Source organism: Vibrio penaeicida, assembly GCF_019977755.1.
Lineage (GTDB): Bacteria > Pseudomonadota > Gammaproteobacteria > Enterobacterales > Vibrionaceae > Vibrio > Vibrio penaeicida.
Genome location: NZ_AP025144.1, coordinates 649005 through 662214 on the forward strand (window position 1 = coordinate 649005; position 13210 = coordinate 662214).

Consider the following 13210-nt stretch of genomic DNA (forward strand, 5'->3'; position numbering starts at 1 on the left):
CTACAATTTAGGTTAGAAAAACCAACTTACAAAGGTTTCATACCTTAACGTGAAGTATTGCTAAATTACCCAAGGAGAATAACCATGAAAGTAGCCGTAATTGGTGCCGCAGGAGGCATTGGCCAAGCACTCGCACTTCTACTAAAGAACCGTCTACCAGCTGGATCTGATCTTGCTCTTTACGACATCGCACCTGTTACTCCGGGTGTAGCGGCAGATTTGAGCCACATCCCAACTCCGGTTTCAATTAAAGGTTATGCAGGCGAAGACCCGACTCCAGCACTAGAAGGTGCAGACGTTGTGCTGATTTCTGCAGGTGTTGCACGTAAGCCGGGTATGGATCGTGCTGATCTGTTTAACGTTAACGCTGGTATTGTTAAATCACTAGCTGAAAAGATTGCCGTAGTTTGTCCAACAGCCTGTGTTGGTATCATTACAAACCCTGTAAATACTACTGTACCAATCGCTGCTGAAGTTCTTAAGAAAGCAGGCGTTTATGACAAGCGCAGACTGTTTGGCGTGACCACATTGGATGTGATCCGTTCTGAAACTTTCGTTGCTGAATTAAAAGACAAAGATCCAGGCGATATTCGTGTACCTGTTATTGGTGGTCACTCTGGTGTGACTATTCTTCCTCTTCTTTCACAAGTGGAAGGTGTAGAGTTTACCGATGAAGAAATCGATGCTCTAACAAAACGCATTCAAAATGCTGGTACTGAAGTTGTTGAAGCGAAAGCTGGTGGCGGTAGCGCAACCTTGTCTATGGGACAAGCTGCATGTCGATTCGGTCTATCACTTGTGAAAGCGCTTCAAGGTGAAGAAGGCGTAGTTGAGTGCGCATACGTCGATGGCGGCAGTGAGCACGCAGAGTACTTCGCGCAACCAATTAAATTGGGTAAGAATGGCGTAGAAGAAGTCTTGAGCTACGGTGAAATCAGCGCTTACGAGCAAGCTGCACTGGATGGCATGCTAGATACGCTTAAAGGCGACATCAGCATCGGTGTGGACTTCGCTAAGTAAGTTCTCCCAATATCGAGAAATAAAAAACCGACCATGTGGTCGGTTTTTTTGATCTTGTGGAACTACTTTTTACTTATCAACGACAAGTTAGAGATACAGGGCACGCTAAGCTTCACATATAGATAGGCTATGTATATAGACGAGTAGGGATATAGAGAAGCAAGTAAATAGAGGAAGAAAATGACTCCCTCTATTATATGGCTAAACCTTCAGCTACTTACTACGTTTAACCGCCATGTGAGCCAAGGTAACGAGAGCTTGCTTATATTCTGACTCTGGTAGTACGTTGAGCTCTGCAATGGCTTTATCGGCCTCTTGATGAGCAAGACCCGACGTGTATTCCAAAGAAGCCGTATCACGCATCGCTTGCATGATGTCATCAAAGCGCTCCATGCCATTCGATTCTTCAATCGCTTCACGAATCATCGCTCTCTGCGCGTCAGTACCATTTTGCATGGCATATAAAAGAGGCAAGGTTGGTTTGCCTTCCGCAAGGTCATCTCCAACATTTTTACCCATATCTTTGCCGTCGGATGTGTAATCCATAACGTCGTCAATGAGCTGGAATGCAGTGCCTAAGTATTTTCCATAGTTCTGCATTGCCTTTTCGACTTCTGGAGAAGCATCAGTCAAAATCGCTCCAATCTGAGTTGCAGCTTCAAACAAACGTGCTGTTTTTGAATAGATGACCTGCATATAGCTTTCTTCAGTTGTATCAGGGTCATTACAATTCATTAATTGCTGTACTTCTCCTTCAGCAATAATGTTGACCGCATCACTCATTAATTCGAGGATCTCCATGGATCCAAGTTTCGTCATCATCTGAAAAGAGCGCGTATAAATAAAGTCTCCCACAAGTACACTGGCTGCATTTCCAAACGCTGCATTGGCGGTGGCCTTGCCACGACGCATATCTGATTCATCAACAACGTCGTCGTGTAATAAAGTGGCAGTGTGAATGAATTCAATAAAGGCTGCAGCGGTGGTATGGCTATTACCTTCATAGCCCAGTGCGCGAGCAGACAATACAGCAAGTAGCGGACGAATACGTTTGCCGCCACCACTTACAATATAAAATCCTAGTTGGTTAATTAAACTCACATCAGAGTTAAGTTGAGCAAGGATGGTTTCGTTCACTTTTGCCATATCATCGGCTGTGAGCGCTTGGATAGCTTTAAAATCCATTGTTCTTCCGGCTGAGGTTATACCCTATAAGGCTTAATGATTTTTATTAATTGCTGAATATTACACTAAAAATCGTTGCGAAATACATTATCTAACGGCATGATTGGCACACTTTTCTTTGGCGATTAGCTTTTCGCCAATTTTTTAAAAATATGGCTTGTCATGGGGATAGCCTTTCTGTAGAATCTGCGCCCTATTGATGATTAGTTTAGCGCACACCCAAATTGCTCACATAGCATAGGCTGTGCGGAAAAAGCGGAGTAAAATATGTACGCTGTTTTCCAATCTGGTGGTAAACAACACCGTGTAAGCGAAGGTCAAACTCTTCGTTTAGAAAAATTAGACGTTGAAACTGGCGCAACTGTTGAGTTCGACAAAGTTCTTCTTGTAGCTAACGGCGAAGAAATCGCTGTTGGTGCTCCTCTTGTAGAGGGTGGCAAGGTAACTGCTGAAGTGGTTAAGCACGGTCGTGGCGATAAAGTTAAAATCGTTAAGTTCCGTCGTCGTAAGCACTCTCGTAAGCAACAAGGCCATCGTCAGTGGTTCACTGAAGTGAAAATCACTGGCATCAACGCTTAATAGATATTAGGAGAGTTTAACAATGGCACACAAAAAAGCTGGCGGTTCTACTCGTAACGGCCGCGATTCAGAAAGCAAACGTCTTGGTGTTAAGCGTTTCGGTGGTGAATCTGTTCTTGCAGGTAACATCATTGTTCGTCAACGTGGTACTAAGTTCCACGCTGGCACTAACGTTGGTATCGGTAAAGACCACACTCTTTTCGCTCTTACTGAAGGTAAAGTGAAATTTGAAGTTAAAGGTCCTAAAAACCGTAAATTCGTTAGCATTGAATCTGAATAAATTTAGTTTCTAGCTGAATTCAAAAGCCCTGCCGATTCGGCGGGGTTTTTTATTTATGACAGAGCCAAAAGCAAGATCTCGTCATTATCTAAATGATAAATATCGAATTCTTTTTTTAGATGGTCTTTCTTTTTGTTCCTGAATGCAGACCGATCCTGGATCTCAGGTGATCGATCTTACATCTGGATCTGCTAGAATTTATACCACTTTACTCAGGTGGTATTGCAACGCACAAAATGCGGAGTAAAAAATGAAATTCGTTGATGAAGCGGTAATTAAAGTAGATGCTGGCGACGGCGGTAATGGCGTTGTTAGCTTTTGGCGTGAGAAATTTGTCGCCAAGGGTGGTCCTGATGGTGGTGACGGTGGTGATGGCGGTGATGTTTATGTCCAAGCGGACGAAAACCTGAATACCCTTATCGACTATCGTTTCCAACGCTTTTACAACGCTGATCGTGGCGAAAACGGTCGCGGTGGTAACTGTACTGGTAAACGCGGTAAAGATATCGTCTTGAAAGTGCCTGTGGGTACCCGTGCTGTCGATATCCACACGAATGAAGTTGTGGGTGAAGTAGCCGAGCACGGAAAAAAAATCATGGTCGCGAAAGGTGGTTGGCATGGACTAGGTAACACGCGCTTTAAGTCGTCTGTTAACCGAGCTCCACGTCAGAAAACCATGGGCACAAAAGGCGAAGTTCGTGAATTGCGTCTAGAGCTACTCTTACTTGCCGATGTTGGTATGTTGGGATTACCAAATGCCGGTAAATCTACGTTTATCCGTGCAGTATCAGCAGCAAAACCGAAAGTGGCAGATTATCCTTTTACCACGCTTATTCCAAGCTTGGGCGTTGTTAGTGTGGTTCCTGAAAAAAGCTTCGTGGTTGCGGATATTCCTGGCTTGATTGAAGGAGCTGCAGACGGTGCTGGTTTGGGGATCCGATTCCTTAAACACTTAGAGCGCTGTCGAGTATTGCTTCACATGATCGATATTATGCCCGTTGATCAAAGTGACCCGATTCAGAATGCATTGACGATTATCGATGAGCTTGAGCAATACAGTGAAAAGGTAGCGCAAAAGCCACGTTGGTTGATCTTCAATAAAACAGACTTAATGCCTGAAGAAGACGCTGACGAGTTAATCCAAGAGATCTTGGATGCACTTGGTTGGGAAGACCCTTACTTCAAAGTATCAGCTGTTAATAAACAAGGTACAAAAGAGCTTTGTTATAAACTCGCTGACTTCATGGAAAGCCTTCCTCGTGAAGAAGAAGTGGAAGAGGTCGAAGATAAAGTCGACTTCATGTGGGATGATTACCACAAAGATGCAATGAGTGGTAAAAACGTTATCACAGAAGATGATGATGACGACTGGGACGACGAAGAAGATGACGGCCACGTTATCTACGTTCGAGACTAACCCACACATATTCGTTTTAAAAATGCCGCAAACTTTGGTTGCGGCATTTTTTATTTGTGTAGCAATTGTATAATTTTCGGCTCGTCCAATTGAGAGGCATGGTTATGGATAACAATCAGCGAGAAGTCACTCGGCTTATCGCTCAAGCGGCACAAATGCTCTTGGCTCATGGTGCAGAGAGCACGTTAGTCGGCGATATATCCCGAAGAATAGGGCTTGCAAGCCATATGGATGAAGTAGAAGTCTCTCTATCTGCAAGTTCATTGGTGGTCACAACGTTAAAGTCCGGTAATTGTATCACCACAGCAAGACGCAGCCCCGATCGCGGGATTAACATGAAAGTGGTTACTCAAGTTCAGCGTATCTGCATCTTGATGGAAAAAGGATTACTGGATTGTAAGTTAGCAAAAAGTAAGCTCGCAGACATCAATCCAGAACGTTATAACCGCTGGTTAGTTGTATTCATGATTGGTCTATCTTGTGCATCGTTCAGCCGACTTGCGGGAGGGGATTGGAGCGTTTTCGCCATGACTTTCTTTGCATCTTCTGTTGGCATGATCGTTAGACAAGAAATAGGTCATCGACATTTTAATCCATTCCTCAATTTCTCGATCACGGCTTTTGTTACCACATTAATTTCCGCACAAGCAGTCACGTTTCAAATCGGTAACGAGCCATTTATTGCGATGGCGTCTTCTGTTTTGATGTTAGTTCCGGGCGTGCCCTTGATCAATGCTGTCGCAGACATGCTCAAAGGGTATGTCAACATGGGGATTGCCCGATTCGTTATGGCAAGCTTACTGACGTTGGCAACCGCTATGGGAATTATCGGAGCCATGAACATTGTTGGTGTATGGGGGTGGGTAGGATGAGTCTAATTTTAGCGTTAATTAACGATATGTTCTTCGCCGCCATTCCCGCTGTTGGTTTTGCGTTGGTATTTAATGTTCCGGTCAACGCACTAAAGTTTTGTGCGATAGGTGGTGCTTTGGGGCATGGTAGCCGCTTTTTATTGATGGAATTCGGAATTCCTATTGAGTGGGCTTCATTTCTTGCAGCAACGGTCGTTGGGTTTATAGGTGTGCGATGGTCACATCGATTTTTGGCTCACCCGAAAGTATTCACCGTAGCCGCTTTAATTCCAATGGTACCTGGGGTTTACGCTTTTAAAGCCATGATTGCGTTAGTTGAATTGAACAGCTTGGGGTATAGCGAAGCGCTATTTGGTGACTTAGTAGAAAACTTCTTGAAAGCGATGTTTATCATTGCTGGGTTAGCCATTGGCTTAGCAATGCCGGGTTTGTTATTCTACCGCCGAAAACCCATTGTTTAGTTGCTTCAAAGGACCCAAATGAAGATTAGTATGATTGCCGCAATGGCTCGTAACCGCATAATTGGTAAAGACAATGATATGCCATGGCATCTACCTGCAGATTTTGCTTGGTTTAAGCGTTGTACGATGGGAAAACCTGTCGTTATGGGGAGAAAAACTTACGAGTCTATTGGGCGACCTCTACCTGGACGTCGAAACATTGTTGTGAGTCGCGATCCGAATTTAGCCATTGATGGTGTAGAGACAGTCACCAGTATTGAGCAAGCCAAGTCACTTGTGGAAGGGATTGAAGAGCTGATGATCATCGGTGGCGGCTCAATATACGCAGAGTGCTTACCTATTGCAGACACACTGTATGTAACACATATAGATGCCGATATAGATGGCGACACTCAGTTTCCTGATTGGGGAGAAGGTTGGAAGCAAACGCATCAAGAATTCTTCAGTAAAAATGAAAAAAATGCGTACAACCTGGAGTTTGTTGTTCTGGAAAGAAGTAATTAAATTATTGAAACAGAACTCACCGACAGTTGATTTCTGCTAGAGCTCTGCTTTTTTTGGGGAAATGGAAAAGGAAGAAGTAAAACTTCTTCCTTGAAAAGATAGAGTTATCTATATCGCTTTTTGAGTGAACAACTTTTTATCTTCCCAGCGAATCATCGTCAGCTCACCACCCCAGACACACCCAGTATCTAAGCCGATCACCTTTTCTTGAATTACACCTTCCAAAGCTGCCCAATGCCCAAATAGGATGGCTTTTCCGACATCTTTCTTGTTAGGAAGATCAAACCAAGGCATTAAACTTTCATCGGAAATGTCAGATGGAGGAAGCTTACATGCCATATCTAATCTTCCATCGGAGTGCACAAAACGCATTCGTGTAAATGCGTTAATCGCGTATCGATACCGATCAATGCCTTTGAGCTTCGGACTCCACTGATCTGGCTGGTTATCATACATATTTTCCAGTAACCAAACCCATCTGTCGCTTTGCAAAATAGATTCGACTTTACGAGCTTCTTTACGCGCCGTTTGTAAGTCCCATTGAGGGGAAATACCTGCATGACACATGACAAATTCATCGTGTTCAGCAATAAGCGGTTGCTCACGAAGCCATGCCATCAGCTCGTCGCAATCATCGGCTTCAATAATTGGCGCTGTCTTATCTTTCTTTTTAAGAGGGCTAATACCGTGGTACACCGCTAGTAAATGCAAGTCGTGATTCCCAAGAACCACTTTTGTCGCTTTACCTAGATCTTTGGCAAACCTGAGTGTTTCAAGCGAGCTAGGACCTCGAGCTACAAGATCACCTGCAAACCATAATATGTCTTTTTTCCGGTCAAATTGAGCTGATTCCAGCAATAGGGTCAGCTCTTCAAAACATCCTTGGATGTCACCAACAATATAATTTGCCAATGAATTTTCCTTAATTGAGGATATTGGGTACTGCGAGGCGGAATGGGTCGATATCGGCTTTAAACTCATCGCCCGATTGGTCGTGCATTAGGTAGTGACCTTGCATGACACCTATTGGCGTCTCAATGGCGGTACCACTTGTATAAGTGTATTCGTCGCCAGCGTCAATAACGGGTTGCTCCCCAACGACACCATCACCTTCCACCACCAATTGCTTCTGGTTACCGTCTGTAATAAGCCACTTTCTACTCATTAGCTGTACAGACTGCTGGCTGAGATTTTTGATTGTGATGATATAAGCAAAAACGTATCGATTTTGATCGGGTTGGGATTGTTCAGGCACGTATTTCGTGTGTACCTGACATTTGACACAAGGATGGGATACTTCCATATAAGCGCTCCTTGGATGCAAAAAAGCCTTAAATCCGGTATATGACTTAACTATAACAGACTTAAGGCATTTATCAGCTTTCGAAGCATAGATTCTAGTTAGAGTGGTTAGAATCTAGCCAGTTAGCCATGTCGACGAACTGCTCTAATGTGATATTTTCGGGGCGCATACTCGGGTTTATGCCCAGATTTTCTAACTGTTCTGCCGTTAATAGACCTTTATAACAGTTTCGAATGGTTTTACGGCGTTGGTTAAAGCCTTCGCGACACACCCTATCTAGCCACTTTAGACTGGTGGCAGGGTAGGGGATTTCTTCGTAAGGTACTAAACGCACAACGGCAGAGTCCACTTTAGGTGGCGGAACAAATGCAGTTGGTGGAACTTCCAGTACTGGGACCACTTTGCAATAGTATTGAGCCATTACAGTTAGGCGACCATACGCTTTACTACCTGGAGCTGCGGCTAAGCGATTAACCACCTCTTTTTGCAGCATAAAGTGCATGTCTTGGACGTCTTTATGAAACTCAAATAAGTGGAACATTAACGGCGTAGAGATATTGTAAGGCAGGTTACCAAAAATACGCAGTTTGTTATTCGGTTTAACCAATTGCGTAAAATCGAAACGCATGGCATCGCCTTCGTGAATTGTCAGCTTATCGCCCAATTCTGGGTGATTACGCAGGCGTTCTGCCAAATCGCGGTCTAGCTCAATAACCGTAAATTTGTCGACTTCTTTGCCCACAGGTTCAGTGATGGCACCAAGCCCAGGACCAATTTCAACTAAGTTTTGACCGGGTCTCGGGTTGATCGACGAAACGATTCCATCAATGATATAGGGATCGTTTAAAAAGTTTTGACCAAAACGTTTACGCGCTTTGTGTCCTAAATGGACATCGTTTCTCATTGTTTTTTCTCTACTAATTCGATGGCGTGCGTGAGCGCTGTTTGGAAACTTCCTGTATCCGCCTGACCAGTCCCTGCCAAATCAAGTGCTGTACCATGATCTACTGATGTTCTAATGAACGGTAAACCGAGCGTGATATTAACAGAACGCCCGAATCCTTTGTACTTTAATACGGGTAATACTTGGTCGTGATACATCCCAAGGACAGCGTCAGCTTCTTGCAAGTACTTTTGATTGAAGATTGTGTCAGCAGGAAGTGGTCCAACTAAGTCGTACCCTTTTCCTTGGCGGATCTTGGTAAGGGTCGGTGTGATCGTTTCAATTTCTTCCATACCCAAACAGCCATCTTCACCAGCATGTGGATTCAACCCACATACGTAAATTTTAGGTTCTTTGATAGCGAACTTTTCGACCAAATCCTTATGCAAAATCTCAATGATTTGTTCTAGACGATCTTCAGTGACAGCTTGAGATACATAAGCCAAAGGGATATGCGTTGTTACCAAAGCAACCCGCAGACCCTCCGTTGCCAGCATCATCACAACCAGTGGCGTATTCGACTTTTCAGCAAAGAACTCTGTATGCCCGCTAAATGGGACGCCGGAACGATTAATGACGCCCTTGTGCACAGGGCCGGTGACAATAGCATCAAACTCATCATTCATACAGCCTTGAGCGGCTCTCTCTAATGTTTTGAGTACATAGCTACCGTTAGCTTCATTGAGCTCACCAGCTACAACTTTTGTATCAGTAGGTAAATGATCAACGATGAGCGTCCCGCTTTTTTGTGCGGTTGCTGTGCTATTAGCGTTGTAATCAATGAGATCAACATTAATATTGAGCTGCTCAGCACGCTGATTTAGCATTTCTTTATCGGCGACGACAATGATCTGGTGGTCCCAATTGTGTGCGGAAAGCGCAAGCACGAGATCTGGACCAATGCCCGCAGGTTCACCAGCGGTGACAGCAATTCGTCTAACTGTCATTTTCATCTCCCAGGATTTCGACATAAGCACCAGCACGGATTTCCTGCATCCATGCGCCCACTTCTTCATTGAACTTCCGGTTGAATAGAATTCGGTACGCTTTATTTGTCATTGCGGAGTCTGTTCTATCCACTTGGCGTCTTTCCAATACCTCAACAATGTGCCAGCCATGCACCGTTTCAAATGGCTGACTCAATTGACCGACTGGAAGTGATTCAATTTGGTGCTTGAATTCTGGAACGTAGAGATCGGGCGTTTGAAACCCTAGCTCACCATTGCTTACGGCAGAACCGGGGTCAGCGCTGTATTGCTGGGCAAGATCGCCAAAGGTTCTTTCTCCAGCTTCAATCTGTCGTCTGAACTCATTCAGCTCGCGCTTTGCGCCATCATCACTCAATATGACGGATGTTTTGATCAGAATATGACGAGCATTAACTTCTGTCACGGCAACGGTTTCCAAACCTTTTACATCTTCAAGCTTAATAATGTGAAAACCTACACCGCTTCGGAATGGACCAATAACTGCCCCTTTACCTTGCGTGGTTATTTGATCTGCAAAGATGGTTGGCATTTCTTCTTTTCTTAGCCATCCCCAATCACCACCTTGAAGAGCTTTAGGACCTTTTGAGAAGGTATACGCCATGGTTTTGAAATCTTCACCGCCGTTGATTTTTGAGACGAGTAAACTGGCTTGATCTTCGACTTCTTGCTTCGTTTGAGAATCATTAAATCTCAGTTGAATATGGTTCACTTTGTATTGAACAGTCGCATTGCTCTCTTTGGCTAAAATTTCAGCCAAACCTTCGACTTCAGCAGGAAGGATATTAATTCGGCGACGTACTTGAGCATTTCGTGCTTCAGATGCCGCAATTTCATTTCGTACTTGTTCACGAAACTCTGCGTAGCTCAAACCTTCGCTCGCCAATACCTTACGTAATTGAGGAATGGTTTTCCCTTGATTCGACGCGATTTCTTTAATTGCACTTTCAAGGCGATTATCATCGATTCGGACCCCCAACTTTTCCGCTTGCTGGGTTTGTATGGTGTCTAAAATCAGCTTTTCTAAGACTTGTTCTTTTAGGATATCTTCCGCTGGTAATGATTGATTGGCAGAACGCGCATTAGCACGGATTGTTTTCATTGCCGAGTCAATGTCACTTTTTAAGATGACCCCTTCGTTAACAATTACTTCAACTTTATCAAGCTCGACTGGTTGGGCGAAAGCTTCAAATGAACCAAGCGCTCCTAGTGAACTAAGAGAAACAGTGAGGCTTAGTAGCGTTTTATTCCAGATTTTCATTTATGTTTCCATGTACATCAGGAAGGGTGTTCCTGAAATAATTCGATTAGTTGTTTAGGTAAAATGGGCGTCCATAGCCTAGCGCGTTATCACCACTGGATGGTGTAGGGGCACCTACGCTGGTTCCAAACCCAAATATGCCAAAGTTCAACGCAAAGTTGTCGTCGTAAACCGGTATAGCATTTGGATCTGTTACGAAATTTCCATTCCAACTGCGCAGTTGATTACTGTAAGTAAAACTGACGTACCAACAGTCTGAGCGATACCCTAAATGCGCCATATATTCGATATTTTGTTTAACGGTCAAATCGTAGAAGTACTGAGCGCTCGCGTACCATCTCGGTGTAAACTGATAGGATGCTAACAGACCAGCCTGAGAAATACCCGACTTGGTGATATCCGTTACGTCTAATCCATCGACTGAGTTTTCGATGTACTCTTTGGTTACGTATCGGTAGTTGGACTGAACATAACCTCCGTCGAATCGATATTCCAACGCGCTGTTTGCGAGCTGAATCGCACTGGATTCTATGTCGTATTGAACGCCACCGTGATAGAAAAGGTAATCACTGAAGTTGAAGTCCGTTTCCACCGCCCAAGCGGAGTAATTGGAAGCATTTTCAGCAGAGGACACAGGTTCAAGATAATAGATTTGACCAAAAGAAATGTTCATTCTTTCTTTGTAGTCGTCATCATAAAATCGAGTGGTGGCACCGTAGCTAAACTGATTGGCTTTCTGAATCCTATCCACACCACTGTGCTTACGGCTTCTAAATAAGCCATAGTAATCGGTTTGTAGAAGTGTCGTGTCGTAAAGCCCAATACCACTCTGGTCAACCTCTGGGATATAGAGATATTGGACTTGAGGCTCTAGAGTTTGAATATAGTTTCCAGCTTGTCGTTCTAAATTGAGTAAACCATGAACTCTGACTTCAGGAATGGTTCGTGTTACAGACTCGGTGAGATCTGGATCACTGGTGTCGGTCAGTTCTTGCTGGTAATGCGTTGCTAACATTCTAGCTTCACCCGTTAGCGAACCCCATGGTCTTGAAAAGGGAACCACTACGCCAGGTTCAATGTGTACTCTAGTTGCTGAAGGCTTGTCTATATCATCGGTAACGAATCGACTGATGTGACTAGTGAGGTCGAAGCTCACTCCTGTGTAAAAATCGGGAGCGTAATAGTTGTATTTCAATTGCGGAAGCATTTGATAAGGCTGATTTCCCGCTTCATCTAATATTTGGAAATCTTTTAGAGTAAGGGTTAAATCCCAATCCTGTGTTCGGTATGCGGCACTGCCTGTTTGTAGAAGTTGCCCGTCTTCTCGATTACCAATGCTGGATTTAAAATCTCTAAAATAGTCAATATCACTCGCCATTGAGTAATCGATGTTAACTTTCCACGCATTAGCAATAATTCCATCGTGGCTAAAATTGAATCCCCAGCGCTCATCAAACTCTTCATTTCGCTTGTCTTTACTTATAAATTCGCCATGTAGAGAGCCGGAACCATATGGCGTCAAATAGCGAAATTTACTATCAAGTTGAAGTCCTCGACGTTCCATATAATTGAATTTGGTTAAGAGGTCGTAGTTTGGGGCAATATTCCAATAAAATGGCACGTTCACACTCAAACCATCATTAGTATCAAGGGATACCCGCGGGAAAAGTAGACCCGTTTTGCGTTTATCACCGATCGGCATGCTCATATAAGGGACATAAAAGATCGGCACATCCATGACTTCAAAGCGCGTGTGATAGAAATACGCTTGTTCTTCATCTTGATCGATTTCGATATCGGATGCTTTAACTCGCCATGCATTGTCACCATCCGGGCATGCTGTTAACGAACCATCTTCCATTTCATAGATGGCTTGACCTGTCTTTAAAATACGCTTGGCATCTCCACGACCCGCTTCACAGAGGAAACGGTATTGCGTGTTTTCCATTGTGACTAATTCGTCATCAATATTAGATGTGACCAAATCAGATTGGGATTTAATCTGGCCATCACTAAAACGGACGTTACCTTCCGCTTTTAATGTATTTTCTATCGGGTTATGAGTGACAGAATTAGCCTGCATTTGGCGATGAGCCTGTGTAATCACTACATCACCTTTATAGACGGCACTTTTTCCGGCTTGTGCAGTCACACTATCGGCTTTTACGAAAGCGGGTTGCTCGCTGACGTCGGTTGCGCCCACTTCGGGAACGTAACATTGGTCAATAGTGGGCATTTCCTGCACACTGTTGTCTTTGAGAGTATCGGCTTGAGTCGAAGGCACTGAAAGTGCAGCTGTTATTGATGCTGCCAAAAATGTGCGGGAAGAAAAAGACATCGAGTTGAGCTATCCTGTGAAACCTAATCCATTCGGTAATGTTGTCGGATACCGAATACAA

The 13210-nt window shown here is 44.0% G+C and carries 13 protein-coding genes and 1 pseudogene; 7 read left to right on the forward strand and 7 right to left on the reverse strand.

From position 1 onward, the window contains the following. Positions 1 to 84: 84 nt before the first annotated feature. Positions 85 to 1020: a malate dehydrogenase gene (gene mdh / locus LDO37_RS03225; RefSeq protein WP_126606372.1), complete on the forward strand. Its 936-nt coding sequence runs from the start codon at positions 85 to 87 to the stop codon at positions 1018 to 1020. A gap of 213 nt (positions 1021 to 1233) precedes the next feature. Here the strand turns inward: mdh and ispB are convergent, their stop codons facing one another. Beyond that, positions 1234 to 2205 (reverse strand): octaprenyl diphosphate synthase, encoded by a 972-nt coding sequence (ispB, locus tag LDO37_RS03230; RefSeq protein ID WP_126606371.1) that lies wholly within the window; start codon positions 2203 to 2205, stop codon positions 1234 to 1236. A gap of 267 nt (positions 2206 to 2472) precedes the next feature. On the opposite strand from ispB, the gene rplU reads away from it, so the two are divergent. The 6 genes and pseudogenes from rplU to folA all read left to right on the forward strand — a co-directional run. Further along, positions 2473 to 2784 carry a 50S ribosomal protein L21 gene (gene rplU, locus LDO37_RS03235; protein WP_101113345.1) on the forward strand — a complete coding sequence of 104 codons (312 nt, stop codon included), beginning with the start codon at positions 2473 to 2475 and terminating at the stop codon, positions 2782 to 2784. Between the two features lie 22 nt (positions 2785 to 2806). Next, positions 2807 to 3064, forward strand: a complete 258-nt coding sequence (gene rpmA, locus LDO37_RS03240; protein ID WP_101113344.1) for a 50S ribosomal protein L27 — start codon at positions 2807 to 2809, stop codon at positions 3062 to 3064. A 250-nt stretch (positions 3065 to 3314) separates the two neighbouring features. Further along, positions 3315 to 4481, forward strand: a complete 1167-nt coding sequence (gene cgtA / locus LDO37_RS03245) for an Obg family GTPase CgtA (RefSeq protein ID WP_126606370.1) — start codon at positions 3315 to 3317, stop codon at positions 4479 to 4481. A 104-nt stretch (positions 4482 to 4585) separates the two neighbouring features. Next, positions 4586 to 5353: a threonine/serine exporter family protein gene (locus LDO37_RS03250; protein ID WP_126606369.1), complete on the forward strand. Its 768-nt coding sequence runs from the start codon at positions 4586 to 4588 to the stop codon at positions 5351 to 5353. Further along, positions 5335 to 5814, forward strand: a complete 480-nt coding sequence (locus tag LDO37_RS03255; protein ID WP_126606368.1) for a threonine/serine exporter family protein — start codon at positions 5335 to 5337, stop codon at positions 5812 to 5814. Before LDO37_RS03250 ends, LDO37_RS03255 begins: the two co-directional genes overlap by 19 nt. 15 nt (positions 5815 to 5829) lie before the next feature. After that, positions 5830 to 6318, forward strand: a pseudogene (gene folA, locus LDO37_RS03260) (type 3 dihydrofolate reductase); the annotation flags it as partial. A gap of 108 nt (positions 6319 to 6426) precedes the next feature. Here the strand turns inward: folA and LDO37_RS03265 are convergent. The 6 genes from LDO37_RS03265 to lptD form a co-directional block, all read right to left on the reverse strand. Then, positions 6427 to 7230 (reverse strand): symmetrical bis(5'-nucleosyl)-tetraphosphatase, encoded by an 804-nt coding sequence (locus LDO37_RS03265; RefSeq protein ID WP_126606367.1) that lies wholly within the window; start codon positions 7228 to 7230, stop codon positions 6427 to 6429. Between the two features lie 10 nt (positions 7231 to 7240). Beyond that, complete coding sequence (apaG, locus tag LDO37_RS03270) at positions 7241 to 7621, reverse strand: Co2+/Mg2+ efflux protein ApaG (RefSeq protein ID WP_101113339.1); 381 nt, start codon at positions 7619 to 7621, stop codon at positions 7241 to 7243. A gap of 94 nt (positions 7622 to 7715) precedes the next feature. Continuing rightward, on the reverse strand, positions 7716 to 8525 hold the full coding sequence (rsmA, locus tag LDO37_RS03275) for a 16S rRNA (adenine(1518)-N(6)/adenine(1519)-N(6))-dimethyltransferase RsmA (RefSeq protein ID WP_101113338.1): 810 nt from the start codon (positions 8523 to 8525) through the stop codon (positions 7716 to 7718). Next, on the reverse strand, positions 8522 to 9511 hold the full coding sequence (gene pdxA, locus LDO37_RS03280; RefSeq protein ID WP_126606366.1) for a 4-hydroxythreonine-4-phosphate dehydrogenase PdxA: 990 nt from the start codon (positions 9509 to 9511) through the stop codon (positions 8522 to 8524). The genes rsmA and pdxA overlap by 4 nt, the downstream gene beginning before the upstream one ends. Beyond that, positions 9501 to 10811 carry a peptidylprolyl isomerase SurA gene (gene surA / locus LDO37_RS03285; RefSeq protein ID WP_126606365.1) on the reverse strand — a complete coding sequence of 437 codons (1311 nt, stop codon included), beginning with the start codon at positions 10809 to 10811 and terminating at the stop codon, positions 9501 to 9503. Before surA ends, pdxA begins: the two co-directional genes overlap by 11 nt. Before the next feature lie 46 nt (positions 10812 to 10857). Further along, positions 10858 to 13149 carry an LPS assembly protein LptD gene (lptD, locus tag LDO37_RS03290; protein WP_126606364.1) on the reverse strand — a complete coding sequence of 764 codons (2292 nt, stop codon included), beginning with the start codon at positions 13147 to 13149 and terminating at the stop codon, positions 10858 to 10860. Positions 13150 to 13210: the final 61 nt, after the last annotated feature.

Coding starts and splice junctions, on each gene's coding strand:
- cgtA (WP_126606370.1), top strand. CDS start 3,315: ATGAAATTCGTTGATGAAGCGGTAATTAAAGTAGATGCTGGCGACGGC.
- LDO37_RS03250 (WP_126606369.1), top strand. CDS start 4,586: ATGGATAACAATCAGCGAGAAGTCACTCGGCTTATCGCTCAAGCGGCA.
- apaG (WP_101113339.1), bottom strand. CDS start 7,621: ATGGAAGTATCCCATCCTTGTGTCAAATGTCAGGTACACACGAAATAC.
- lptD (WP_126606364.1), bottom strand. CDS start 13,149: ATGTCTTTTTCTTCCCGCACATTTTTGGCAGCATCAATAACAGCTGCA.
- rplU (WP_101113345.1), top strand. CDS start 2,473: ATGTACGCTGTTTTCCAATCTGGTGGTAAACAACACCGTGTAAGCGAA.
- LDO37_RS03255 (WP_126606368.1), top strand. CDS start 5,335: ATGGGGGTGGGTAGGATGAGTCTAATTTTAGCGTTAATTAACGATATG.
- pdxA (WP_126606366.1), bottom strand. CDS start 9,511: ATGACAGTTAGACGAATTGCTGTCACCGCTGGTGAACCTGCGGGCATT.
- surA (WP_126606365.1), bottom strand. CDS start 10,811: ATGAAAATCTGGAATAAAACGCTACTAAGCCTCACTGTTTCTCTTAGT.
- mdh (WP_126606372.1), top strand. CDS start 85: ATGAAAGTAGCCGTAATTGGTGCCGCAGGAGGCATTGGCCAAGCACTC.
- rsmA (WP_101113338.1), bottom strand. CDS start 8,525: ATGAGAAACGATGTCCATTTAGGACACAAAGCGCGTAAACGTTTTGGT.
- rpmA (WP_101113344.1), top strand. CDS start 2,807: ATGGCACACAAAAAAGCTGGCGGTTCTACTCGTAACGGCCGCGATTCA.
- ispB (WP_126606371.1), bottom strand. CDS start 2,205: ATGGATTTTAAAGCTATCCAAGCGCTCACAGCCGATGATATGGCAAAA.